Genomic DNA, 22,934 nt, shown 5'->3' on the forward strand with positions numbered 1-22,934 from the left:
ACATCGACGGTTTGCGATCAGGCGGCTTGGCTCTTCGCCTTACCGAACTTGCCGGTTACGACTTTCTGCCCGTCGCGCAGGAAGTCGAGGTGGTCGGACCAGTGCTGCATCATGCGGACCCGTTCGTCCCAGTATTCGCCCCGCGTGTATGCGCGACGCACGGCGTTGTTGTCGCAATGGGCAAGCTGCCGCTCGATCGCGTCGGGATGCCATAGTCCCATTTCGTTGAGCAGTGTCGCCGCCATCGCCCGGAAGCCGTGGCCGGTCATTTCATCCTGTGCGAAGCCCATGCGCCGCAAGGCGGCGTTGATGGTGTCCTCCGACATGGGCCGCTCTGCCGCGCGGAGCGACGGGAACAGGAGGCGGCTATAGTCCGCGTCATGCTCAATGGTTTCGAGGATCGCCAATGCCTGCCGCGAGAGAGGGATGGTATGCGCCCGCCGCATCTTGGTTTTATGCGCCGGGATGGTCCACAGCGCCTTGTCGAAATCGAAGTCGGCCCATTCGGCATGGCGTAGCTCGCCTGGGCGCACGAACACGTGCGGGAGCAGTTGCAGCGCTGCTTTGGTATTTGCAAAGCCCTCGAACGCCTCAATGGCGCGCAACAGTCCGCCTGCATTGTCCGCGTTGGTGATCGCGGCGCGGTGGACGGGCTTGGGCGCGATCAGCGCCCCGCGCAGGTCCGCTGCCACGTCACGCTCAGCGCGCGCCGTTGCGATGGCGTAGCGGAATATCTGGCTGCATGTGCTGCGCAGGCGCTTGGCCGTCTCGTAGCGGCCTTTGCCCTCCATCTTACGCAGCATGGTCAAGACCTCCTGCGCGGTTATGGCGGTGACAGGGCGCTTGCCAAGCGACGCATTGATGAAGGCCAGCAGCCAGCGCAGCTTCTTCATCGTGACGGAGGAGCGGCCTTCACGCTCGACCTTCACCAGCCATTCGTCGGCAACCGCCTTGAAGCTGTTAGATGCGGCCACGATAGCGGCAATCCGATCTAGCCTGATCCTTTCGGCGGGATCGTCCCCCTTCGCCAGCACCTTGCGGGCGGCGTCGCGCTGCTCGCGGGCGTCGGCAAGGCCGATGTCGGGATAGATCCCGAACGCCAACGTCTTCTGTTTGCCAAGGTGGCGATAGTTCATCCGCCAGTAGCGCCCACCATTGGGTGCCACATAGAGGAAAAGGCCATCGCTATCGGTGAGTTTATAGGGCTTGGCTTTGCCCTTGGCGTTTTTGATCGCAGCGGCGGTGAGCGCCATGATGGTATCTCCTTTTCGAGGAGGGCCGCGCTACCATCAGACATACCATCAAGTTGCTGGTATCCGGTGGTCCGAGACCGCTCCGTATGGGATACCTATACCATGAAAAACCGCAGAAATCCGCCGTTCCCGGCACCTTCTGATACTCTCTGGGAGAGTATTTTGGTGACCCCTACGGGACTCGAACCGGATTTTCAGGGCGCTACAGGGGATCAGAGGGGAAATAAACCTCTATTTTTCAACAACCGACTTACCCTGGATTGCCCTCCATTACCCTAAATGTGCCACGAAATGTGCCACGGCGGAGGGTCCGTTCAATCCTCGGTGATTCCAGGGGCTGATGACAGAATGCGATCGCTGTTTGTCTCCGAGCAAACTGCGTGCTTCTACCGCAATACTGATCGCTCGAGTCTGACGCTTCTCACGCCGACGGCATTGAGTCTGGATGCACGGCCTTGACCACGAAGCAGCCGATGCAATCAGCTCTATGGTGATCGATCATCGGAAACGATGAACCGCGCTGCGAACCAAAAATCCAAGAAACCGCATAGCTTGTCTCTTTGTCTATTGTTCCCATCCCCCGCCCAAGGCTAAAAATACCCGGACTCTATCGTTCGCAATCGTAGCGCTTGACGCTGCTAGCGCCGATTCGGCGGCAGCGAGGCTTCTTTCGGCATCGAGCAGGTCGAGGCCCGTTCCCAAGCCGCCGCGAGTCATTCGCGTCTGCAGGCCGAAGGCTTTGCGGTTCTCATCGCGCGCAATCTTGAGTTTTGCGTTCTGCTCGAGGTCGCGCGCATAGGTGCTAAGCGCGGTTTCCACTTCGCGCAAAGCAGACAGGACGCTGCCGTCAAATGCCGCCAGCGCCCCGCGAGAGGCGGCGTCGGCCTCCACGATTCGCGCCCGTGCCACCCCCCGGTTAGGGAATGTCCAGGAGATCAGCGGTCCCAGGCTGAACCTGAACGCCGAACTATCGAACAGATTGCCGACGCCGCGCGACGTCGTGCCCAGCGATGCGCCGAAGCTGACGCTCGGATAGAGTTCGGCCGTGGCCACGCCCATGCGCGCGGTCGCCGCCGCGAGTTGGCGCTCGGCCTGGCGGATATCAGGTCGCCGCCGGATTAGTGCCATTCCGTTGCCTATCGGCAGCGGCTGGTCGATGGTCGGGATTATCTGGCAGCTCGCGAGGCCGGGAGGATAGTCTTCGGGTGCCCTGCCGAGCAGCACGGCGAGACTGTAGAGGGCCGCCTTGCGGTCCGCTTCCAGCGGCGGCAACGCCGCTTCCAGCTGCGCCAGGAGCGCACGGGAGCGCATAGCATCAAGCGGGGTGTAGAGGCCTGCGCGCACGCCACGGTCGGTGAGCGCAAGACTTTGCCGCTGCAACTCCATCGAGCGGCGTGCGACGACCAGCCGCGCACCGGCGGCACAAGCGTCGGAATAGGCTCCGACCACGCCCGCAACGACTGTGGTACGCGCAAGATCATAGGCAGCCGCCTGCGCCTGGGCATCGGCATCCGCCGCTTCGATGGTGCGCCGGATCCGACCCACCACGTCCAGTTCGTAGGAGATCCCGACGCCTGCATCGAATGTTGCATGAGTTCCCGCTGGTGATCCGAGACCGAGATTGGAGGTCTCTCCCGCGGAGGCGCCACCATTTACCGACGTCTGGACATGGGCGCTTGCCCGTATCTCCTGGACGATCGCCTGCGCGCGTTCGAGATTGGCCGCGGCAATCCGCAGATCGGTATTGGCTCGAATGGCTTCCTCGACGAGCGCGTCGAGTTGGGGAATGGCATAGAGCCGCCACCAACGGTCCGGCAACGGCTCAGCGGCAAAGGCCGGCGAATTCCCCTCGGCGAAGGCGGTCGGTTTCTCTGCTATCCCTGCCGGCGGAGGCGGCGCGTGATAGTCCGGGCCGACAGTGGCGCAACCCGCCAACATCAGCGCGCCCGCGAAGGCCCATGATCCCCTCGTGCCGAGACGCTTCATTGTCATGCGCCCAGACCGACCGTGCGTGCATCCCCCGCGCTATCAAGCGACACCGTGACCGTTCGTCCCGCGATCAGGTCGATGCCGGGAGGAACCTTGTCGATGGCGATCCGCACCGGGACGCGCTGGGCAAGCCTGACCCAGCTGAAGGTCGGGTTGACGTTGGCGAGCAGTGTGCCCGAGGCAGTCGTTCGCTCGCGATCGTCAATGCCGGCTGACCGACCCTCGACATGACCGGAGAGGGGGCGGTCCTCACCCATAACGCGGATGGTCACCCGCGCGCCCGGATGGATATGCGAAAGCTTGGTTTCCTCGAAATAGCCCGCCACATAGTAACTGTCCGAATCGACCAGCGCCATCACTGGCTGGCCGGCGGTGGCATAGGCACCGGGACGAAGCGAGAAGTTGGTGACGATACCGTTGACGGGCGCACGCACCTCAGCGCGTTCGAGATTGATACGGGCAAGATCGCGATCGGCGATCGCCTGCGCATAGCGGGCGCGGGCCTCCTCTGCGGCGGAGCGGCGGTCGTCGCGCTGCTGACCCGAGACGATGTCGGCAAGGCCCTGATAGCGCCGGTTCTCACGCTCGGCCGCATTCAATGTGGCGCGGGCGGTGGCGACCGCCGCTTCCGTCTGCTGGAGGGCGTTGCGCAAGCGGACATGATCGATCGTGAACAATATCTCGCCGCGCCTCACGACCTGATTGTCACGGACATGCACCTGTTCGACCCGGCCGGATACGTCGGCGGCCAGTGGAACCACATCGGCCCGGATCTTTCCATCTCGCGTCTGGGGGGCGTAAGTATAGTAATTATAGAGCTGCCAGAAGACGAGCACCGCGACGCCCAGCACGAGCAGGGTAAGGAGCGGCTTGAGCAGGCGCAGGATCGTATCGCGGTCAATGGTCATGGCGTGTGCTTCAGGATGAGGTGACCAGGCGCAACGCGAGAAACGCGGCGCCGGTCAGGATGAGGAAGAGGGAAGTATCGAACAGCGGTCGCTGCCAGACGAGGCGATAGAAACCCGCGGCTTCGAGCAATAGCGAGACGAGCAGGCGGGCGGCAAAGCCGATGCCGACGCAGAGGAGCAGCGGCGAGAGGAAGATGCCGGCAATATCGATCTCTCCGATCATCGGGAGGGCTCCCACGCCGGTGCGCGTTCGAACAGGGCGATACGCAATCCCGCAAGGGCATGGATAACGCGGTCCGGCCGGTCTCCTGGAACCCTGTGCTCGAACCATAGCCGGTCCAGGGCATCATCGATCATCGTGAGCAGCCGCGACGACGGCTGCGGCGCATCGAACTCGGCGCGGAACTGGTCGAGCACGCTATCGGTCGCCGCGCGGGCTGCGGGCGGAAGCGCTTTCCCGATCATACGCAGGTCGGCGACGTTCACGCCGACACGAAGGCGGGAGAGCAGGCTCGCGCTGCGTTCGATCTGTCCCGTCGCGGCAAGCCGGGCGGTCATGACGGCGATGCGATCGAGCGCCCTCTGGACATAGCTGTCCCGTATTCTCTGGTTTGCCGAGCGGCTGAGCCGGGCGATGTCTCGCGCTTCCTTGCGCAGGAAACGCTGAAGCTGATGCTGGACGCCCCAGCTTCTGAACAGCCCCGCGCCCAGAAAGGCGACATAGACACCCAAAAGGCTGGCAAGGCCGGTCTCGAGGAAGGCCCCGAAATCGAACGGAGAATAATGGCCCTGGAGGTTGATGTTGCTGAGGCCGTAGGCCAGCACGAGGGTCGCCATCGGATTGACTGCCGCCCATGCTCCGAGCGGCAGCATGAACAGACCCATGACGAGCGCAAATGCCGCAAAATCATTGGCGAGCGGCAGAAGGCCATAGCAGAGCAGCCCGGCAAGCGTCAGCGCGAGCACCGCGAAGCGGCCGAACATCGCGATCGCCTTGCCTGGCTCGTCGCCGCCTCCAAAGAAGGCCAGCGCGACGGTGCTGAGCAGCACGGCATTCGCGCCCTGATGCCAGCCCGTCATGTACCAGAGACCGCAAAGCAGCGCATAGGAAACGAGAATGCCCCCCGCCAACCTGCTGGCGTGATCGAAGTCTGGGATCAGCGGGAAGGCGCGGGTTTCCCTGACCTGTCCGGCGAGCGCCGGCGTCAGCACCGCTTTCCCGTCGAGCACCGCCTCGATCCGGCGCACCTCGCTCCAGAGCGTGAGCCCTTCAGTGAGCATCCCAGCCAGCGAATCGTGCACGAGTTGCTGCCAGCGCCTGCCGGGCCCGGCATCGAGCGGAACCGCCCGCACATCGTCCGCAAGTCCCGCCGGCGGTTCGGCACCAGTTGCAAGGCAGGCGCTCGCAGCCGCCAGACTGGGCCGGAGCGCTTCACGCTCCGCCTCGCTGAGCCCGGCGATCCGGCTGCCGATCGCCGAGAGCAAAGGGATCATGCGGAGCAGACGCTGCTGGATCGCAAGCGCATGGCGCAATTCCGAGCGGCTGATCGTTGGATCGTAGCGCAACGTACTGATGAGCTGCGAGAGCGAGGTGATGTCGGCCAGCGTCTTCAGCCGATCATGTTCGCCCTTTGCATCCGCCTCATGTCCGTCGAAGATGTCCCTGGCCCAATTCTCCATGTCCGGCAGCCAGCGATGGATGCTCGCGCGCAGGGTCCCGCCGAGCGACCGCGGCATGACGATGGCATCGACGATCGTGGTCGAAAGAATCCCAAGCGCGATTTCGCTGACCCGCGCCACCACCGTGTCGAAGCTCGTCTCCGGATGGTCCACGCCGGCGACAGCGACCAGCATGAGTGTGATCGAGAAAAGCTGGAAACCATAGCTGCGGGGCGTGCGATCGAGAAACGATAGGCCAAAGCCCATGGTCGCGACGATCCCTGCGGCCGCCACGAGCAGCAGCGGCGTGCTCGCAAACATTGCCACCAGCCCGAGAGTGACTATGCCTGCGCAGAATGTTCCTGCGAAGCGATAGACGGCCTTTGACCGGATCGCGCCCGACATCGGGTTCATGCACACGCAGCAGGTGACAAGCGCCCAATAGGGGTTGGGCAGGCCAATCCGCACGGCAAGCGCGAAGGCGATCATGCCGGCAACGAACAGCTTGGCGGAAAAGATCAGTTGGTCGGCGCTGACCTTCATCGGCCCGAACGCTCCTGCTGCAGGTATTGACCGATGCGCGCCTCGAACAGACGGAGCGTCCGGGTCGTCGTCTCAATGTCCTGAGACGGCAAATCCCCGAGGATCCCGGCCCGCAGCTCGTCGACTGCCTTCTCCATCTTGCGGGCTATTTCGCGGCCCTTGGGCAAGGCCTGGATGATTTTGGCGCGGCGGTCGTCCGGAGAATCGCGGCGCTCGAGCAGATCGGCCGCTTCCGCCTGGTCGAGGATGCGGACCATGGCGCCCGGGTTTACCCCGACTTCCTCGGCCAGCGCGTTCTGCCTGATGCCTTCCTCTCCACGGCGCGCAGCCAGGATCAGAGCCGACGTCAGCGATGCCGGAAGCCCGAAGTCAGCCAAGGCCATGTTGACCGCCTGAACCCAGATGCGCCGCACTGGCTGCAACGCGTTGGTGAATTCAAAAAGCGTCGCCGCGCTGACTACGGATCGGTGGGTTGGCATGGACGTCCCTGTAGACCGACGTGTCTATATATTCAATAGGCAACGGTTGCCTTTGCAACATATTTGGCTATGAACGCCTATCTACGCTCATGTTGAAGGAGGATTGGCCATGAGCCAGGAGCAGCTTCAAATCGAGACCGGCGAGGGCAACTGCCCCGCCTATTTTTTCACGCCGGACGGGGCGGGCCCCTGGCCGGGCGTGATCTTCTGCATGGACGGGTTCGGCATCCGCCCAACGCTGTTCTCGATGGCGCAACGGCTCGCCGACAGCGGCTACGCCGTCTTGCTGCCCGACTTCTATTATCGCGCAGGTCCATATGGACCGCTTGTGCCCGCGGAGGTTTTCGCGAGTGGTGACCTCATGGGCGCCATCGGTCACTTGCTGGCTTCCACCGACAACCATCGGGCGGCACGGGACGCGGAGGCGTTCATCACGTTGCTTGACGAACGACCTGATGTTGTCGGCCCTCGATATGGCGTAACCGGCTATTGCATGGGGGGCGGCATCGCGCTGTCGATCGCCGGAAGCTGGCCGAAATACATTGCCGCTGCGGCGAGCTTTCACGGCGGCAATCTCGCAACGGACGCGGATACCAGCCCGCACCTGCTGGCGCCTTCGATCAGTGCGCGGGTCTATGTCGCCGGCGCCGACAAGGATGATTTGTACCCGCCCGAAATGGCCGAGCGTTTGGAAAAGGCGCTGACGGATGCTGGCGTGGACCATCGATGCGAGATTTACAGCGGAGCGCTGCACGGGTTCACCATGGCTGACTTTCCCGTGTTCGATGTAGCGGCCGCGGAAAGGCACTGGCGAGAGCTTGTCGGGCTTTTCGATGGTTCGCTGCGTTAGGCAATGTCAGCATCGCCAACAACGGGACGGCTATGGCACATATGATGGAACAGCGGCGTTTCCTCACACCCGATGGTTTGACGCTGATCGGAGATGTCGGCGGACCGCCCGATGCGCCGACTGTCATTCTGCTGCACGGCGGCGGCCAGACGCGACACAGCTGGGCCGGTGCGACGAACCAGCTTGCCGATCGAGGCTATTTCGTCGTGAACTACGACGCTCGCGGACATGGGGACAGCGACTGGTCTCCCGATGGGGACTATTCGCTTCCCGCGCTTGCTTCAGATCTGGGCGCGGTCCTGTCGACAGTTTCCCGGCCTGTAGCGCTGGTCGGCGCTTCCATGGGTGGAATGACGAGCTTCTATGCCATTGGTAGGGCGTCTCGATCTGTCGCGGATTTGCTCGTCATGGTTGACATCGTTCCGCGGCCGGCAGCGGAAGGTACGGAGAAAATCCGGCGGTTCATGAAGGCTCACCCACATGGGTTCAGCGATCTCGATGAGGCGGCCAACGCCGTGTCCGCCTATAATCCGCAGAGAAGGCGCCCTTCGGACCCGAGCGGCTTGATGAAGAATCTCCGTCTGCGCGACGACGGACGTCTTTACTGGCACTGGGATCCGCGCTTTCTCGAAAGCCTCCCCAACTCGGAACCGCCGTCCTTCGCAGACGATATGGAACGGGTCAGCGGCAATGTCACGCTGCCTACGCTGCTGGTCCGCGGAGGGCAGAGCGATATTGTCGACGATGAAGGTGTGGTCAGCATGTGCAGGCTCGTGCCGCAGACGGAGGTTCGGGATGTGCCGAAGGCCGGACATATGGTCGCCGGCGATCGAAACGATGTCTTCAACGATATCGTGATCGATTTCCTGCAGCGGCACATACCGTCATTCGGATGATGCGGGGTGCCGCATGAACGGAAGGTGGAAGGCTTGCGGCTCAGCGCTGGAGCATTTGTCATGACGGCCGTCCAATCAGTCGGATTGAAACGTCACATCGAGACTGCCGGCCTCAGCGCTGCTGGTGAGATTCAACTCAGGCGGGCGGCCGCTGGCTCATAAATGTCCGCCAGTTTGAGCAACCCCGCTCTTTGTCCACGACGCACGGCAGAGCCCTCGCATCGAACTGGCTGAGCCGGATACGTCCCCTGACCGTCACCGCTTCCGATGCTGCCTTCGACTTCAAGTGCGCTTGATGGATAATTGAAGAACCAGCACGCCGGCTATGATGAGACTGATCCCAAACATAGCCGTGAGACTCAGGCGCTGCTGATATACGATCCAGCCAATCAGGGTGAGCAGGGCAATCCCGACGCCGCTCCAGATCGCATAAGCGATACCCAGCGGGATAGTCTTCAAAGACATCGCCAGCGCGCTGAAGGCGACGATGTAACCCAGGATCGACACTAACGCCCACACGGGGCGGGAGAAGCCATCGCTTGCCTTCAACGCGGAAGTCGCGATGACTTCCGCGCCTATGGCCAGGGCAAGAAGCAGATAGGCTTTCATTTGTCTGCGATCATGGGGAGTGCTGTCGGGAAGCTTTGCAACGAGCGCAGACGTCATGCGGGATGTGCATTAGCGTTTCCCCTGCCTTCAACGTCACGAAGCCAAGATTGCCGGGTCGAACCCTTCCTCCCAATAGTGTGGACGGACAATGGGAAGGCCGAGTGCCGCGAAGGCGCGATTGTCCTCCCAATAGGTCGATTCCAGCACGATCTTCCCGCTATTATCGAACTCGAGGAAGGTGGAACCGAGCGTGCTGATCGTTTTCCCGCCCGTCGCAATGCCACGATAGCTTTCGGCGCCCTCGATCTGGACGTTCCAGTGGATGAGGCCCCTGCGTTCGTTACCGAGATATTCGGTCGCCGTGAAACGATAGCGACCATTCTCGCCGGCCGCGATGCCGCCCAGATTGCGGACCAGCATTTCGGTATCGGTGAACGTGTCGTTTTCATGATCGTCAATTTTCGACCAGTCCGACGAAAAGAAGTCGGCGTAAAGCGCACGCAGCACATGGATGTCGCCGCCGAGCGCATTGCACCAGTCCTGCGCGAATTCGAGCGTTCCGGCGGGAGCCCCGCTCAGTTTGACATCCGCCGAACGGGCAGGCCCTTCGTGCGGTTTGCCGGTGAGGATCTTGGTCGGGCTGACGGGGCCTACGGCGCGCAGGACCGCAGCGGCATCCCACCAGGAGGATTCCCGCTTGATGAAGCCGTCCTTGTAGATGTGGAATGTATGCCCCTGGGTCGTGAAGGGCTTGTCCTTGACGTCGAGGCCGATGAACATGGCCGCATCCTCGGGTCCCCATTCCCAACGCAGGAGCCCGAAATTCTCATCGCCGATATAGGAGCGCATCCTGAAATTGTGGATGCCGACGCCATTGGTGCGATCCTTGTTGGCGTAGGGGACGAACAGCCGGTGAAGGTCCGCCTGGTTGTCGATGTTGTGCTGGTCGAGCATCACATCCTCGAAGACGAAGTCGTCGCCTGGCCCATATAGGCTGCAGATCGCTTCCGGGCTGTGCCTGAAGGCTTTCAGCCATTTCACGCAAAATGAATAATGCATCGTCCTGCTCCTTCCGTGCGACGAGCGTTGCGCTCGATAATCCGATGTGTCGGCATTACATCCTGAAGACCCCGTATCGCGGTTCGGGGATGGGGGTGTTGAGCGCGGCGCTGAGCGCGATCGCAATGGTTTCTCGGGTGGCGAGCGGATCGATGACGCCATCGTCCCACAGTTCGGAGGTGGCATACCAGGCACTGGACGAACGCTGATATTCCGCGATCACGGGCTCGCGGATGGCCGCGATCTGCTCATCGGTAAGCGCGCCGCCTTCTCGTTCCATCTGCCTGATCTTGACCGTGGTCAGCACGCCAGCGGCCTGCTCGGCACCCATCACGGCCACCTGCGAGCGCGGCCAGGAGAACATGAAGCGCGGATCGAAGGCACGGCCGTTCATGCCGTAGGTTCCGGCCCCGAAGGAGGCGCCGCAATTGATCGAGATCTTCGGGACCGAGGCGCCGGACACCGCCATGATCATCTTGGCGCCGTCCTTGGTGATCCCTCGCCGCTCATATTCGCGGCCGACCATGAAGCCGGTGATGTTCTGCAGGAACAGGAGCGGCGTGCGGTTCTGATCGCACAGCTCGATGAAGTGCGCACCCTTCAGCGCACTGTCGCTGAACAGCACGCCGTTGTTGGCGAGGATGCCGACCTGCTGGCCCCAGATGCGGGCATAGCCGCAGATGAGGGTGGTGCCGTAGCCCGGCTGATATTCGTGGAAGCGGCTGCCGTCGACGATGCGGGCGATCACCTCGCGCATGTCGAACTGGACGCGGCCATCGGCGGGCAGGATGCCGTAAAGCTCCGCCGGGTCATAGGCGGGCGGTTCGGGATCGATCGCCGGCTCGCCAGCCTTGGGTTGCCTGCGCCATTGCGCGACGATCTCTCGCGTGATCGCGATGCCGTGCAGCTCGTTGTCGGCCGGATAGTCGGCAACCCCGGAAACCGACGTGTGCATGTCCGCGCCGCCCAGCTCGTCGACGGTGACATCTTCCCCGGTCGCCGCCTTCACCAGCGGCGGACCGCCGAGGAAGATCGCGCCCGTGCCGCGCACGATCACGGAATAGTCGCTGAGCGCGGGGATATAGGCCCCGCCCGCCGTGCAGTTGCCAAGGACAAGCGCCACCTGGGGCACACCCATCTTCGAGAGGGTGGACTGGTTGCGGAAGATGCGCCCCGCGCCGTAGCGATCGGCGAAGAATTGGGCCTGGAGCGGGAGGAAGCCGCCGGCGCTGTCGCACATATGCACGACCGGTAGACGGTTCTCGATCGCGATGTCGAGGGCGCGGACGATCTTCTTGACCGACATGGGATACCAGGCGCCGCCCTTGACGCTGCTGTCGTCGGCGCGGATCACCACTTCCTTGCCTGAGACGATGCCGATTCCGACAAGCTGGCCGGCGCCCGGCGCATCCTCGGCATAGGGTGTTTCGCCTGCCGCCAGCGTGGACAGTTCGAGAAAGGGCGTGCCGGGGTCGAGCAGTTGCTCGAGCCTGGCGCGGACCGTCATCTTGCCTTGGCGTTCGAGCCGCTGAAGGTCGCGTTCGGGACGAATGGTGCGGACCGCGTGCTGGCGCCTCTCCAGTTCCGCCGCAAGCGCGCGATTATGCTCGACATTGGCGAGAAAGGCGGCGTCGCGGGGATCGATCCGGCTGTGAATGCGGCGCATCATGCGTCCTCTCCCAGCGGAGCGAGCGTGACGAGCGGCGCGTCGCGCTCGAACGACTGCGAGAGTGTGACGTGGACCGCTTCGACAACGCCGTCGCGCGATGCGCGGATGGCCGTTTCAAGTTTCATGCTTTCGATCACCAGCAATATGTCGCCTTCCATGACGGTCTGCCCGGCTTCGCTCGACACGCCAACGACAGCGCCGGGCATGGGCGCGCGCACCGTATCTTCCGATCCACTTGCCGCTCCGGCCGCATGGCGCAGGACGGCATCCTTGAAGAGCAGCTCATGGGACTCGCCGTTCCAGTGGATGAAAAGCCTGTCACCTTGCCCGGCGATGTGGACGGGGCCCTGGCTGTCGCCTGCGCGCAGCAAGCCGTTGTCGAGGGAAATCGCGACATCGCCGCCGTCGAAGCGCAGGATGTAGCCGTCAGCCGTTCTCGACAGCCAGATCAGATGGTCATGGCCATCCAGTTCGATACAATGCCGCATCAGTTCCTCCATCCGCCGATGGCGGCGTGAAGCGGGGGAACCGCGTTCGCGGCATCGAGGACAGGGCGGGCCGAAAGCGCCGCCGCCGCCAGCAGGGCGCGGACCGTGGCGCCATCCACAGCCGGGTCGGCCGCCAGTTCGGGTTTCTCACCGATCAGGCCCGTATGTATGGCGCCGGCGCGCACATCGGGATCGGCGAGCAAGCGTCGCAGATAGGCGATATTGGTGCGGCACCCCAGAATGACGAAATCGGCGAGCGCGGCATCGGCCTTGTCGAGCGCCGCTTCGCGGTTCGCCGCATGGACGATGAGCTTGGCGATCATCGGGTCGAAGGCCGCCGTCACGGCGCCACCCTGTTCCACGCCGGAATCGATCCGCACGCCGGCGCCGCCGGGCGGAATCATCGTCAGCAAAGGGCCGGTCGTGGGTGCGAAGTCGCGCGCGGCGTCCTCCGCATAAACGCGGACCTCAATGGCATGGCCGTTGATAGCAAGTGCGTCCTGGCCGTAGCCCAGCGGTTCGCCCGCGGCTACGCGGAGCTGTTCGGCGATGAGATCGGTGCCGGTAATCTCCTCGGTGACGGGATGCTCGACCTGGATGCGGGTGTTCATTTCGAGGAAGTAGAACTCGCCCCTGCCGTAGATGAACTCGACCGTCCCCGCGCCGACATAGCCCGCCGCCCGCGCGATACCGGCGGCCACCTCGCAGATGCGCTCCCGCTCATCGGCGCTCAGCGTGGGGGAAGGGGCTTCTTCCACCACCTTCTGGAAACGGCGCTGGAGCGAGCATTCGCGCTCGAAGAGATGCACGACATTGCCGTGCGTATCACCCAACACCTGAACCTCGATGTGGCGGGGACGCTCGACATAGCGTTCGGCGAACAGCCGGCCATCGCCGAAATAGCGTTGTCCCTCGTTGCGACCGCGCTCGATCTCCTCTTCGAGAAGGGCAAGATCGCGCACGATGCGCATGCCCTTGCCGCCGCCGCCGGCCGAGGGCTTGATGAGCAACGGGGCGCCGACCGCGCGAGCGCGTTCCACGAAGGTCGCGGGGTCATCGTCCTCGATCGCGGACGGCGCGACCGGGAAGCCCCGGCTTTCCACGAAATTGCGCGCGCGCACCTTGTCGCCCATCAAATCGATGGTTTCGGGCCGGGGGCCGATGAAGGCGATGCCCGCTTCCTCGCAGGCCCTCGCGAACCCTGCATTCTCCGACAGGAAACCGTAGCCCGGATGGATCGCATCCGCGCCGGATTCCTTGGCCGCCGCGATAATCTGCGCGCCGTCGAGATAGGCCGCCACTGGCGTTGCGCCGGTGATTTCCACTGCGGTGTCGGCCTGCTTCACCGCCGGCGTCTGCGCGTCGACGGCATGATGCACGGCGACGCCCTTAAGACCGGCCTTGTGGACGGAGCGGAGGATGCGAACGGCGATTTCGCCGCGATTGGCGATCAGGACTTTTGTGATCTTCGTCATGCGCCCGCCTTTGCGAGATACGCGGCGCGTAGCGCCTTCTTGTAGAGTTTCCCGTTCTCCTGGCGCGGCAGTTCTCGGGCGAGGTCGAAGGAACGGGGTACCTTGATCGGCGATAGATGAGCGCGGCAATGCGCGGTGAGCATCTCGACAAAGGCGGTTTCGTTCTCCGGCCACTCGGTCGGTTGGACAACCGCTTTCACTTCCTCGCCGAACTCCTCGTTGGGAACGCCGAACACGGCAACATCCGCGATCGCCGGATGCACTGAAAGCAGGTCCTCGATCTCCTTGGGATAGACGTTCACCCCGCCTGTGATGATCATGAAATCCTTGCGGTCGGAGAGATAGAGATAGCCTTCCTCATCGAGCCGGCCCATGTCGCCCATGGTGATCCAGCCTTCGCGATGATAGACCGAGGCGGTCTTTTCCGGGTCGTTGTGGTAGGCGATCTGCGGTCCGTTGCCGAAATAGATCTGGCCGATTTCGCCCTGGGCCAGTTCCTCGCCATCATCGCCGACGATATGGATTTCGCCCAGCACCGGACGTCCCACGGACCCAGGATGCGCCAGCCACTGTTCGGTGTCGATCGCGGTATAGCCGATCGCTTCCGATCCGGCGTAGAACTCGTGGACGATCGGTCCCCACCAGTCGATGAGCTGGCGCTTCAATTCCGGGGGGCAAGGGGCTGCTGCGTGAACCGCGACCCGGTGACTGGAAAGGTCATATTGGGCCTTCACCTCGTCCGGCAGACGGACCATGCGGCTCAGCATGGTCGGCACCCATTGGCTGTGCGTCACATGATAGCGGTCGATGGCGGCCAGCGCCTGTTCGGCATCGAACTTGGTCATGATGACGTTGGTGCCGCCGATGCGGTGGATGGCGAGCGTATATTTGAGCGGGGAGCCGTGGTAGAGCGGCGCGGGGCACAGATAGACGCTGTCGGGCGTGAAGCTATAGAGTTTGGCGAGCAGCACCGAAAGCGGATCGGCTTCGTCGCGCGTGCGGCCGAGCTTGGGCAGGATGCCCTTGGGCCGCCCGGTGGTGCCTGACGAATAGAGCATGTCGGCGCCCGCTGGGGTGTCGGAACTGGTTTCAAGCGGCGTCTGGCCTTCGATCAGCGCCGTGACGGACAGGAAGCGATCATTCGCCTCGCCGGTGGTGAACCAGTGGCTGACCGGCGTTTCCCAGCCCTGCAACTCCGCCATCAGCGGCTCATATTCCGGCGCCGTGACGACAAGGCGGGCGTCGCTGTCGGTGAGGATATGCGCCACTTCCGCATGCTGAAGGCGAGTGCTGATCGGCGTCCAGTAGAGGCCCGCGAGCCATGCGCCCCAGCCTATGGGATGATACCAGATGCCGTTGGGGAGCATGAGGGCGATATGATCGCCGGGTTGAAGGCCCAGCGCGCGGAAGGCCGAAGCGATCTTCCCCGCCGTGTCGGCCAGTTCGCCATAGGTCATCGTGACGCCGCTTTCCGCGATGATCGTGGCGAGGGCGTCGGGTTTTTCCTTTGCGACCAGGAACGGGTTCATGAGAAGTCACCGCGCATGGCTAATCCATCCTCTCCGATTCTTTGACTGTGCATTAGATGAAATGTTCAATTTATGCAATGTTGTCGCATGGATGATCCTGGCCATCGCTGGTGCCTCTCCGATCCTAGCGGTTCGATAGACTGGCGAGGGTCGCTGCAAAGCGCGCCGACCGTCCCGCCTGGTGCTGAAGTTCCCGTTCGGTCGCGAGCGATTGCTCAAAAGTCTGGGTTTCGGCGAGAGCGGCGGCGCGCTTGGTCCCGGCGACGGCCAGGGGATCGAGCGTCGTTGCATTCTCGATGAGCGACGACAGAAGGGAAGCTACGGCGCCGGACTCGACAAGGCGGGAAACCATGCCGATGCGGACAGCCTCTTCGCCGTCGATCGTCTCGCCGAAGAGAAGCAGGCGCCTTGCCTGAATCGGGCCGACAGTTCGGGAAAGCAGCCAATTCAACCCGCAATCGGGGATGAGGCCGATCCGGGTGAAGGGGAAGGCAAAGCGCGCCTTCTCGGTGGCCACCACCATGTCGAAGGCGAGCACCAGCCCGCAGGCGCCGCCGACGACCAGGCCGTCGACCATGCAGACCGTGGGGCAGGGAAGGCCGGCAAGGCGTCTGAGCAATGGGTGATAGTGGTCGTCCAGCAGGGTTCCCAGTTCGCCCGCATGCGTCATGGGATCGGCAAGGTCGCCGCCGCTAGAAAAGGCTTTTCCCTCCGCATCGAGGATGAGAAGATGCGCGCTGGTCCGCTCTACCTCACCCAGCGCCTCGCCGATCTCCGCGAGCAGGGCACGACTCAGCACATTGCGCTTTTCCGGCCGGGCCAGCGTCACTCTCGCGACGCCGTCCGTGATGCCGAAATATATGTGCTGCCAACGCATGAAGAGCCTCGCTGTCAGAGAGCTTCGATGATCGTCACATTGGCGATGCCGCCGCCTTCGCACATCGTCTGGAGGCCATAACGCTTGCCGCGCTTGCGCAAGCCGTGAACCAGGGTCGCCATCAGCTTGGCGCCGGATGCGCCGAGCGGATGCCCCAGCGCGATCGCGCCGCCGTTGACGTTGAGACGGGCTGGATCGGCCCCGGTTTCCTTCAGCCAGGCGAGATTGACCGACGCGAACGCCTCATTGACTTCATAAAGGTCGATATCGTCGATGGTGAGGCCCGCGCGATCGAGCGCGCGCCGTGTTGCACGGATTGGCTCGTCGAGCATGATGATCGGATCGCCGGCGGTCACGGTCAGATTGACGATGCGGGCGAGCGGCGTCAGTCCATGGACTTTAAGCGCCGCCTCGCTCACCACCAGAACGGCGGCGGACCCGTCGCAAATCTGGCTGGAGTTGGCGGCGGTGACGACACCGCCCTCCTGCAGCGTCTTCACCGAGCCGATCCCTTCCAGGGAAGCGTCACGGCGAACGCCCTCATCGTGGACATGTAACTGCGAATTGCCCTGTGCATCAGTGATTGCGACGGGGACGATTTCATCGTCGAACGCGCCGGCATCGATCGCGGCGACCGCCCGCCGATGGCTTTCCAGCGCGAAGCGGTCGAGCGCATCCCGGTCGAACCCATATTTGTCGGCCATCATCTGCGCGCCGGTGAACTGGCTGAACTCGGCGACCCCGAACCGCTCGCGGATACGGTCCGCGAACGGCGTGCCCAGGCCCGCCTCGGCGGGGAGCTTCGTCGCGGTGAACATAGGTACGCGGGTCATGCTTTCGACGCCGGCGGCAAGGACCACATCCTGCGTGCCCGACATGACCGCCTGCGCCGCGAAATGGATCGCCTGCTGCGACGAGCCGCACTGGCGGTCGATGGTGACGGCCGGCACGGTCTCCGGCAGGCGGGACGCCAGCACGGCATGGCGACCGACATGGAAGCTCTGTTCGCCCACCTGGCTGACGCAGCCCATGATGACATCGTCGATCGCGGCGGGATCGATGCCGGTGCGGTCGAGGGTGGCGTTGAGAACTTCGGCGGCCAGCTCGACGGGATGCCAACCGGCCAGCGCGCCCTTCCTGCGTCCTCCGGCGGTGCGCGCCGCCGATACGATATAGGCTTCACTCATGGCTGAAATCTCCGGTGATGCTGAAGGGGGAGCAAAGCGTGGTCATTTTCCGCTCCACGCGCCTTTGCGCTTTTCGACGAAGGCGACCATGCCCTCGCGCTTGTCGGCGGTCGCGCACAGGCCATTGAACAGGCGGCGCTCGAACAGGAGGCCCGCCGAAAGACCCGTCTCGAAAGCGGCGTTGACCATTTCCTTGTTGGCGATGGTGGCGAGCGGAGGGTAGGCGGCGATCTCCGCCGCGGCCTTGATGGCGTCCTCCACAAGGGTCGCAGCGGGCACGATGCGAGACACAAGACCGGCGCGTTCGGCTTCATGCACGTCCATCATCCGGCCGGAAATGCACATGTCCATCGCCTTCGCCTTGCCGACCGCGCGGGTCAGGCGCTGCGATCCGCCCATGCCGGGCGCAACGCCCAGCTTGACTTCGGGCTGGCCGAATTTCGCCGTGTCGGCGGCGATGATGAAATCGGCCATCATGGCAAGCTCGCAGCCCCCGCCCAGCGCGAAGCCCGCGACCGCCGCGATCCAGGGCTTGCGCGTCGCCACGACCCGGTCGAAGCCGCCGAAATAATTTTCGCCGAACATCTCGGAAAAGCCGCGGTTGGACATTTCCTTGATGTCGGCACCGGCGGCGAAGGCTTTCTCACTACCCGTGAGCACCGCGCAGCCCTGGCTGGCGTCCGCCTCATAGGCCGCGAAGGCTTCGATCAGGTCGGCCAGCACCTGGCTGTTGAGGGCATTGAGGGCATCGGGACGGTTGAGGCGGATGAGAGTGACCGCTCCGTGCTGCTCCACGATGATCGTCTGAAACTGGCTCATCTTGTGTCTCCGAAAGTCGAAGCGGCGCCGGGGTCAGAACCCGACCTTGTCGCCGCCCTTGAGTTTGAGGATGTCGCGCGCTTCGTCGGGGGTGGCGATTTCGAGGCCAAGCCCTTCGAGGATCTGTCGGACGCGGATGACCTGCGCGGCGTTGGAGGGCGCGAGGACGCCCCTGTCGAGCCAGAGATTATCCTCCAGCCCGACGCGGACATGACCGCCCATGGCGGCGGCCTGCGCCGCGACCTGCATCTGGCTGCGCCCGGCGCCCAGCACCGACCAGCGGTAGTTGTCGCCGAACAGGCGGTCGGCGGTGCGCTTCATGTGCAGCACTTCTTCCGGGTGCGCGCCGATGCCGCCCAGGAGGCCGAAGCAGGTCTGGATGAACAGAGGCGCCTGAACCAGCCCCTCGGTCCAGAAATAGTGGAGATTATGCAGATGGCTGGTGTCGTAGCACTCGAATTCGTAGCGCGTGCCAGTGGCGTTCAGCGTGTCGAGCGCGTAGCGAATGTCCTGGAAGCTGTTGCGGAAGACGAGGTCATGGCTGGCCTCGAGCATTTCCGGCTCCCAGGCGTGCTTCCATGTCCGATCCTTCTTGAGCATCGGGAACAGACCGAAGTTCATCGACCCCATGTTGAGGCTGGCGACTTCGGGCTTCCACACTTCCGCCGGCTTCACCCGATAGTCCACCGGCATATAGGGCGAGGCTCCCGTGGTGATATTCACCACGACATCGCTGCCCTGCTTGATGACCTTGAGGAACGGCTCGAAATCCTCCGGCGTGTGAACGGGTTTGCCGGTTTCGGGATCGCGGGCGTGCAGATGGACGATCGCGGCACCCGCTTCGGCCGCCTCCAGCGCGCTTTGCGCGATCTCGGCGGCCGTCACCGGCAGATGGGGCGACATCGAAGGTGTGTGGATCGACCCCGTGATCGCGCAACTGATGATGACCTTGGACATGGAACTTACTTCGCGGCCATGCGGATCGATCCGTCGATACGGACGACCTCGCCGTTCAGCATGTCATTGTCGATCATGTGGAGCGCGAGCTTGGCGAACTCCTCCGGCTCGCCGAGGCGCGGCGGGAAGGGAACCGAGCGGCCGAGCGATTCCAGCGCCTCATCGGGCAGGATCTTGAGCATCGGCGTCAGGAAAATGCCCGGCGCGATGGTCAGCACCCGGATGCCGTAACGCGCAAGTTCGCGCGCGGCGGGAAGCGCCAGGCCGACGACACCGGCCTTGGAGGAAGAATAAGCGGGCTGGCCGATCTGTCCATCGAAGGCGGCGACCGAGGCGGTGTTGATGATGACGCCCTGGGTCTGCTTGCCGTCACCCGGCTCCTGATCACGCGCGATCGCGTCGGCGACGAGGCGCAGCATGTTGAAGGTGCCGATCAGGTTGATGCGTACGACCTTCTCGAAGGCCGAAAGCGCCAGCGGACCGTCCTTGCCAAGAATCTTCATCGGCGTGCCGACGCCCGCGCAGTTGACGAGGATACGCGGCGTGCCGAGTTCGGCAACGATCTGCGCGACCGCCTTCTCGCCTGCCTGTGCATCCGCAATGTCGATGGCGAACGCCTTGCCGCCGATCTTCTCCGCGACCGCGTTCGCCGCATCGGCGTTGAGATCCACGACCGCGACCCTGGCGCCGCCCTCCGCAAGCCTGATCGCCGTCGCTTCGCCGAGGCCCGAGCCGCCGCCGGTGACGATCGCTACCTTGTTGCCGATATCCATGGGTTTGCTCCTTGATGGTTTGCGCGCTTCATTCAGGCGCGTAGAGGTTGCCGAGGCGCATGCCGCCGTCACAGTCGATGGTGGTTCCGGTCACGAAGCTGGCCGCCTCGCTGCACAGCCAGGCCACCGCATTGCCGATGTCGATACGTTGGCCGAACCGGGGGAGCGCGAGCGCGCCGCGAATGCGTTCGGCGAGGTCCGCATCGGTCGCGAGCCGCGCCAGCCCCTCGGTGTCCGCGATCGGGCCGGGGGAGACAGCGTTGACCCTGATCCCTTCCGCGCCCCATTCGAGCGCCAGGCAACGGGTCAGCATGTCGATGCCCGCCTTGGCCGCGCAGGCATGGGCCTGCATGGGCATGGCGCGCTGGGCCTGGGGCGCCGTGATGTTAACGAGGACGGCGCCGGGACGCCTGAGATGCGGATAGGCGGCCGAAAGCACGTTGAATGTGCCGATCAGGTCGATGTCGACGATCGTCTTGAAAGCGTTGGGCGACATCTTGGCCGCCGGCACGAAGAAGTTGCCCGCCGCGCCCGAGAGAACGATATCGATCGGCCCCTTGGCATTCGCCACCTCTTCCATGATCGCCTGCAGGGCGGCAGGCTCGCGGACATCACCGGCATGATGCGTGACGTCCACGCCATCGGCGCGCAGCGTGTCGGCCGCTGCGGCGATGCGATCCTCGGAGCGGCTGACGATCGCCAGGCGCGCGCCCAACGAACCCAGCCGATGGGCGACGCCCAGGTTGATACCGCTCGACGCCCCGACGACGATGGCATTGCGGCCCGAGAGACATTGCGGGTCAAGCGACATGGATTTCTGCTTTCTGAAAGGAGTCGGAGAAATAGACCGGACGCTCGATCGTCCAGAGGTCGCCCCACAGGGCGCCGCCGCCATCGGCCGTGATGGTCGTGCCGGTGAGGAATCGCGTGGTGTCGCTGGCGAGAAACGCGATGATCTGGGCGATGTCCCAGGGATCGCCGGTCGCGCGCTGGGGATTGGCGCGGGCGAAGGCGGCGCGTGCGGCTTCCGGATAGACAGAGAGGCCGCCGCTATCGACAAGACCGGGCGCGAGGCAGTTGATGCGGATGCCATGGGGCGCCCATTCGACCGCGGCGGTGCGGGTCACATTCTCGACGCCGGCGCGCGCGGCGGCGCTGTGCGCGATGCCCGGCATGCCGCGGCCGTTGGCGGCCGTGACATTGACGATGACACCGCCCCTGCCTCCGTCGATCCATCGCCGGGCCACGGCCTGCATCATCAGCCAGCACCCCGTCAGATTGGTTTCTATGACGGCCCGCCAGCCCTTGGGCGCGATCTGCGACGCGCCTTGCGCGAACTGGCCGCCGGCATTGTTGATGAGGATATCCGGCAAGCCGAAACGCGCCGCTACGGCGTCCAGCAGCCGTTCTATCCCGGCCTCGTCGCGAATATCGCAGGGGTGGGCGAGGATGGGCCAACCACGCGCGTCGAAGGCGGATTGCACCGCTTCGAGCCGTTCGGGGTTGCGCCCGCAAATCGCAACCCTTGCACCGAGACGCGCCAGCACCCATGCCGCCGCTTTGCCGATCCCGCTGCCCCCGCCCGACACGATGGCCGTGCGCCCGTCGAGCAGGCCGGACGCAAGCGCCAGCGGAGCATCGTCCAGCCGAAGATCATCGACAGTACGCGCGCTCATTTGAGCAGTTCGCCGGCGATGATGAGCTTGCGGACCTCTGTGGTTCCCGCGCCGATCTCCATGAGCTTGGTGGCGCGGAAGAGCCGGTTGATCTCCGACTCCCAGATATAGCCGGTGCCGCCATGCACTTGGACCGCATTGTCCAGCACCTGGTTCATGGTGTTGGCGGCGTAGAGGACCGAGGCGGCCGTCAGGGCGTGAATCTCGCCGCGTCCGCCCTCGCCATGCCCCAGTTCGGAGCAGCGCGAGAGAACCTGATAGCAGAAGCCGCGCAGCGTCTGGACGGCGACATACATATCGGCGAGGCGCGACTGCACCATCTGAAACTCGCCAATGGCCTTGCCGAACTGTACGCGGGTCTTGGCATAATCGACCGACAATTCGAGCGCCCGTTCGCAAATGCCCAGGCACAGGGGCGAGATCATCGCGCGTTCGAGATCGAGGCCGCTCATGACGACCCGGACGCCGCTATTCTCCTCTCGCAGCAGATTGGCGGCCGGTACGCGGCATTCGTCGAATACCAGCTCACCGGTCTGGCTGCCACGCCAGCCCATTTTCTCGAGCTTCTGGGCAACATGGAAACCCGGCCGATCCGTTTCGACGACGAAGGCCGAGATTCCCTTGGCTCCCGCCGCCGGATCGGTCTTGGCATAGACCAGCACCACGTCAGCGACCGGGCCGTTGGTGATGAAGATCTTGGTGCCGTTGAGCACATAGTCGTCGCCATCCCGGCGCGCGGTGGCGCGCATCGAACCGAGCGCGTCCGAACCGGCACCGGGTTCCGTCAGCCCAAGCGCACCGGTCCATTCGCCCGAGCACAGCCTTGGCAGGAAGCGCGTACGCTGCTCGTCGTCAGCATTGGCATAGATGTTGTTGAGGCAAAGATTTTCGTGAACGACCCAGCTGAGCGCGAGGGCATGGTTCCATCGTGCGAAGGCTTGCGCGACAAGTCCAGCGGTGAAAATGTCCGACTCAAGCCCGCCGAACTGCGCCGGAGTCGTAATGCCGAGATAGCCGGCATGGCCAAGCCGCCTCATAATATCGACCGGCCACCATTCCTCGCCATCCATCCGCTCGGCAAGCGGATAGAGTTCGGCGCGCGCGTAACGGTCGGCCTGGTCGAGAATCTCCTGACGCTCGGTATTGAGCCGATATGTCCACGCCTCGGATTGATCGCTTTCCGCCATGCCGCATGCATCCTCTTCCGCCATTGATCAGGCTGTGAATCGTCTCCTAGCA

The 22,934-nt window shown here is 63.9% G+C and carries 22 protein-coding genes; 2 read left to right on the top strand and 20 right to left on the bottom strand.

Features of this window, described 5'->3' with window-relative positions; genetic code table 11:
- Positions 1-17: 17 nt before the first annotated feature.
- The 6 genes from KFK14_RS05555 to KFK14_RS05580 all read right to left on the bottom strand — a co-directional run bounded on the left by KFK14_RS05555 (position 18) and on the right by KFK14_RS05580 (position 6,831).
- The gene (locus tag KFK14_RS05555; protein WP_212610185.1) at positions 18-1,253 is read right to left on the bottom strand and encodes a tyrosine-type recombinase/integrase; all 1,236 of its coding nucleotides are present in this window, start codon (positions 1,251-1,253) and stop codon (positions 18-20) included.
- Positions 1,254-1,817: 564 nt separating this feature from the next.
- A complete protein-coding gene (locus KFK14_RS05560) occupies positions 1,818-3,239 on the bottom strand; it encodes an efflux transporter outer membrane subunit (RefSeq protein ID WP_021244030.1) in 1,422 nt (473 codons plus the stop codon).
- A 2-nt stretch (positions 3,240-3,241) separates the two neighbouring features.
- Positions 3,242-4,150 (bottom strand): efflux RND transporter periplasmic adaptor subunit, encoded by a 909-nt coding sequence (locus KFK14_RS05565; RefSeq protein WP_062066109.1) that lies wholly within the window; start codon positions 4,148-4,150, stop codon positions 3,242-3,244.
- A gap of 10 nt (positions 4,151-4,160) precedes the next feature.
- A complete protein-coding gene (locus tag KFK14_RS05570) occupies positions 4,161-4,373 on the bottom strand; it encodes a DUF1656 domain-containing protein (RefSeq protein ID WP_021244032.1) in 213 nt (70 codons plus the stop codon).
- On the bottom strand, positions 4,370-6,352 hold the full coding sequence (locus tag KFK14_RS05575) for an FUSC family protein (RefSeq protein WP_021244033.1): 1,983 nt from the start codon (positions 6,350-6,352) through the stop codon (positions 4,370-4,372). The genes KFK14_RS05570 and KFK14_RS05575 overlap by 4 nt, the downstream gene beginning before the upstream one ends.
- A complete protein-coding gene (locus KFK14_RS05580; RefSeq protein ID WP_021244034.1) occupies positions 6,349-6,831 on the bottom strand; it encodes a MarR family winged helix-turn-helix transcriptional regulator in 483 nt (160 codons plus the stop codon). Before KFK14_RS05580 ends, KFK14_RS05575 begins: the two co-directional genes overlap by 4 nt.
- 109 nt (positions 6,832-6,940) lie before the next feature.
- Here KFK14_RS05580 and KFK14_RS05585 point away from each other — a divergent pair, with 109 nt between their 5' ends.
- Positions 6,941-7,681, top strand: a complete 741-nt coding sequence (locus KFK14_RS05585; protein WP_021244035.1) for a dienelactone hydrolase family protein — start codon at positions 6,941-6,943, stop codon at positions 7,679-7,681.
- Positions 7,682-7,713: 32 nt separating this feature from the next.
- On the top strand, positions 7,714-8,577 hold the full coding sequence (locus KFK14_RS05590; protein ID WP_021244036.1) for an alpha/beta fold hydrolase: 864 nt from the start codon (positions 7,714-7,716) through the stop codon (positions 8,575-8,577).
- A 282-nt stretch (positions 8,578-8,859) separates the two neighbouring features.
- Here KFK14_RS05590 and KFK14_RS05595 read toward each other — a convergent pair whose 3' ends face one another.
- From KFK14_RS05595 to KFK14_RS05660, 14 genes are all read right to left on the bottom strand, one after another.
- A complete protein-coding gene (locus tag KFK14_RS05595) occupies positions 8,860-9,186 on the bottom strand; it encodes a DMT family transporter (protein WP_021244037.1) in 327 nt (108 codons plus the stop codon).
- 93 nt (positions 9,187-9,279) lie between these two features.
- Positions 9,280-10,245 carry a nuclear transport factor 2 family protein gene (locus KFK14_RS05600; RefSeq protein ID WP_021244038.1) on the bottom strand — a complete coding sequence of 322 codons (966 nt, stop codon included), beginning with the start codon at positions 10,243-10,245 and terminating at the stop codon, positions 9,280-9,282.
- A 55-nt stretch (positions 10,246-10,300) separates the two neighbouring features.
- The gene (locus KFK14_RS05605) at positions 10,301-11,911 is read right to left on the bottom strand and encodes an acyl-CoA carboxylase subunit beta (RefSeq protein WP_021244039.1); all 1,611 of its coding nucleotides are present in this window, start codon (positions 11,909-11,911) and stop codon (positions 10,301-10,303) included.
- Entirely contained in the window at positions 11,911-12,402 is a 492-nt protein-coding gene (locus KFK14_RS05610; protein WP_021244040.1) for an acyl-CoA carboxylase biotin carboxyl carrier protein subunit, read from the bottom strand. The genes KFK14_RS05605 and KFK14_RS05610 overlap by 1 nt, the downstream gene beginning before the upstream one ends.
- On the bottom strand, positions 12,402-13,877 hold the full coding sequence (locus KFK14_RS05615) for an acetyl-CoA carboxylase biotin carboxylase subunit (protein WP_021244041.1): 1,476 nt from the start codon (positions 13,875-13,877) through the stop codon (positions 12,402-12,404). The genes KFK14_RS05610 and KFK14_RS05615 overlap by 1 nt, the downstream gene beginning before the upstream one ends.
- Positions 13,874-15,406, bottom strand: coding sequence for an AMP-binding protein (locus KFK14_RS05620; RefSeq protein ID WP_021244042.1), 1,533 nt, complete (start codon positions 15,404-15,406; stop codon positions 13,874-13,876). Before KFK14_RS05620 ends, KFK14_RS05615 begins: the two co-directional genes overlap by 4 nt.
- A 124-nt stretch (positions 15,407-15,530) precedes the next feature.
- A complete protein-coding gene (locus tag KFK14_RS05625; RefSeq protein WP_021244043.1) occupies positions 15,531-16,283 on the bottom strand; it encodes an enoyl-CoA hydratase/isomerase family protein in 753 nt (250 codons plus the stop codon).
- 14 nt (positions 16,284-16,297) lie between these two features.
- Positions 16,298-17,470: an acetyl-CoA C-acetyltransferase gene (locus tag KFK14_RS05630; protein ID WP_021244044.1), complete on the bottom strand. Its 1,173-nt coding sequence runs from the start codon at positions 17,468-17,470 to the stop codon at positions 16,298-16,300.
- A gap of 42 nt (positions 17,471-17,512) precedes the next feature.
- Positions 17,513-18,289, bottom strand: a complete 777-nt coding sequence (locus tag KFK14_RS05635) for an enoyl-CoA hydratase-related protein (protein WP_021244045.1) — start codon at positions 18,287-18,289, stop codon at positions 17,513-17,515.
- A 33-nt stretch (positions 18,290-18,322) separates the two neighbouring features.
- Complete coding sequence (gene kce / locus KFK14_RS05640; protein WP_021244046.1) at positions 18,323-19,246, bottom strand: 3,5-dioxohexanoate:acetyl-CoA acetone transferase; 924 nt, start codon at positions 19,244-19,246, stop codon at positions 18,323-18,325.
- A gap of 5 nt (positions 19,247-19,251) precedes the next feature.
- Entirely contained in the window at positions 19,252-20,019 is a 768-nt protein-coding gene (locus KFK14_RS05645; protein WP_062066107.1) for an SDR family NAD(P)-dependent oxidoreductase, read from the bottom strand.
- 28 nt (positions 20,020-20,047) lie between these two features.
- The gene (locus tag KFK14_RS05650) at positions 20,048-20,830 is read right to left on the bottom strand and encodes an SDR family oxidoreductase (RefSeq protein WP_021244048.1); all 783 of its coding nucleotides are present in this window, start codon (positions 20,828-20,830) and stop codon (positions 20,048-20,050) included.
- Positions 20,820-21,695, bottom strand: coding sequence for an SDR family oxidoreductase (locus tag KFK14_RS05655; protein ID WP_021244049.1), 876 nt, complete (start codon positions 21,693-21,695; stop codon positions 20,820-20,822). The genes KFK14_RS05650 and KFK14_RS05655 overlap by 11 nt, the downstream gene beginning before the upstream one ends.
- Complete coding sequence (locus tag KFK14_RS05660; RefSeq protein WP_021244050.1) at positions 21,692-22,882, bottom strand: acyl-CoA dehydrogenase family protein; 1,191 nt, start codon at positions 22,880-22,882, stop codon at positions 21,692-21,694. The genes KFK14_RS05655 and KFK14_RS05660 overlap by 4 nt, the downstream gene beginning before the upstream one ends.
- Positions 22,883-22,934 lie beyond the last annotated feature (52 nt).

This window comes from Sphingobium phenoxybenzoativorans, from assembly GCF_018286635.1.
GTDB classification, from domain to species: domain Bacteria; phylum Pseudomonadota; class Alphaproteobacteria; order Sphingomonadales; family Sphingomonadaceae; genus Sphingobium; species Sphingobium phenoxybenzoativorans.

Excerpts from the sequence above, each read along its gene's own strand:
- KFK14_RS05635 (WP_021244045.1), bottom strand. The coding sequence starts at position 18,289 with ATGAGCCAGTTTCAGACGATCATCGTGGAGCAGCACGGAGCGGTCACT.
- KFK14_RS05630 (WP_021244044.1), bottom strand. The coding sequence starts at position 17,470 with ATGAGTGAAGCCTATATCGTATCGGCGGCGCGCACCGCCGGAGGACGC.
- KFK14_RS05605 (WP_021244039.1), bottom strand. The coding sequence starts at position 11,911 with ATGCGCCGCATTCACAGCCGGATCGATCCCCGCGACGCCGCCTTTCTC.
- KFK14_RS05660 (WP_021244050.1), bottom strand. The coding sequence starts at position 22,882 with ATGGCGGAAAGCGATCAATCCGAGGCGTGGACATATCGGCTCAATACC.
- KFK14_RS05600 (WP_021244038.1), bottom strand. The coding sequence starts at position 10,245 with ATGCATTATTCATTTTGCGTGAAATGGCTGAAAGCCTTCAGGCACAGC.
- KFK14_RS05575 (WP_021244033.1), bottom strand. The coding sequence starts at position 6,352 with ATGAAGGTCAGCGCCGACCAACTGATCTTTTCCGCCAAGCTGTTCGTT.
- KFK14_RS05590 (WP_021244036.1), top strand. The coding sequence starts at position 7,714 with ATGGCACATATGATGGAACAGCGGCGTTTCCTCACACCCGATGGTTTG.
- KFK14_RS05555 (WP_212610185.1), bottom strand. The coding sequence starts at position 1,253 with ATGGCGCTCACCGCCGCTGCGATCAAAAACGCCAAGGGCAAAGCCAAG.
- KFK14_RS05650 (WP_021244048.1), bottom strand. The coding sequence starts at position 20,830 with ATGTCGCTTGACCCGCAATGTCTCTCGGGCCGCAATGCCATCGTCGTC.
- KFK14_RS05585 (WP_021244035.1), top strand. The coding sequence starts at position 6,941 with ATGAGCCAGGAGCAGCTTCAAATCGAGACCGGCGAGGGCAACTGCCCC.
- KFK14_RS05625 (WP_021244043.1), bottom strand. The coding sequence starts at position 16,283 with ATGCGTTGGCAGCACATATATTTCGGCATCACGGACGGCGTCGCGAGA.
- KFK14_RS05595 (WP_021244037.1), bottom strand. The coding sequence starts at position 9,186 with ATGAAAGCCTATCTGCTTCTTGCCCTGGCCATAGGCGCGGAAGTCATC.
- KFK14_RS05615 (WP_021244041.1), bottom strand. The coding sequence starts at position 13,877 with ATGACGAAGATCACAAAAGTCCTGATCGCCAATCGCGGCGAAATCGCC.
- KFK14_RS05655 (WP_021244049.1), bottom strand. The coding sequence starts at position 21,695 with ATGAGCGCGCGTACTGTCGATGATCTTCGGCTGGACGATGCTCCGCTG.
- KFK14_RS05645 (WP_062066107.1), bottom strand. The coding sequence starts at position 20,019 with ATGGATATCGGCAACAAGGTAGCGATCGTCACCGGCGGCGGCTCGGGC.
- KFK14_RS05610 (WP_021244040.1), bottom strand. The coding sequence starts at position 12,402 with ATGCGGCATTGTATCGAACTGGATGGCCATGACCATCTGATCTGGCTG.
- kce (WP_021244046.1), bottom strand. The coding sequence starts at position 19,246 with ATGTCCAAGGTCATCATCAGTTGCGCGATCACGGGGTCGATCCACACA.
- KFK14_RS05580 (WP_021244034.1), bottom strand. The coding sequence starts at position 6,831 with ATGCCAACCCACCGATCCGTAGTCAGCGCGGCGACGCTTTTTGAATTC.
- KFK14_RS05560 (WP_021244030.1), bottom strand. The coding sequence starts at position 3,239 with ATGAAGCGTCTCGGCACGAGGGGATCATGGGCCTTCGCGGGCGCGCTG.
- KFK14_RS05620 (WP_021244042.1), bottom strand. The coding sequence starts at position 15,406 with ATGAACCCGTTCCTGGTCGCAAAGGAAAAACCCGACGCCCTCGCCACG.
- KFK14_RS05570 (WP_021244032.1), bottom strand. The coding sequence starts at position 4,373 with ATGATCGGAGAGATCGATATTGCCGGCATCTTCCTCTCGCCGCTGCTC.
- KFK14_RS05565 (WP_062066109.1), bottom strand. The coding sequence starts at position 4,150 with ATGACCATTGACCGCGATACGATCCTGCGCCTGCTCAAGCCGCTCCTT.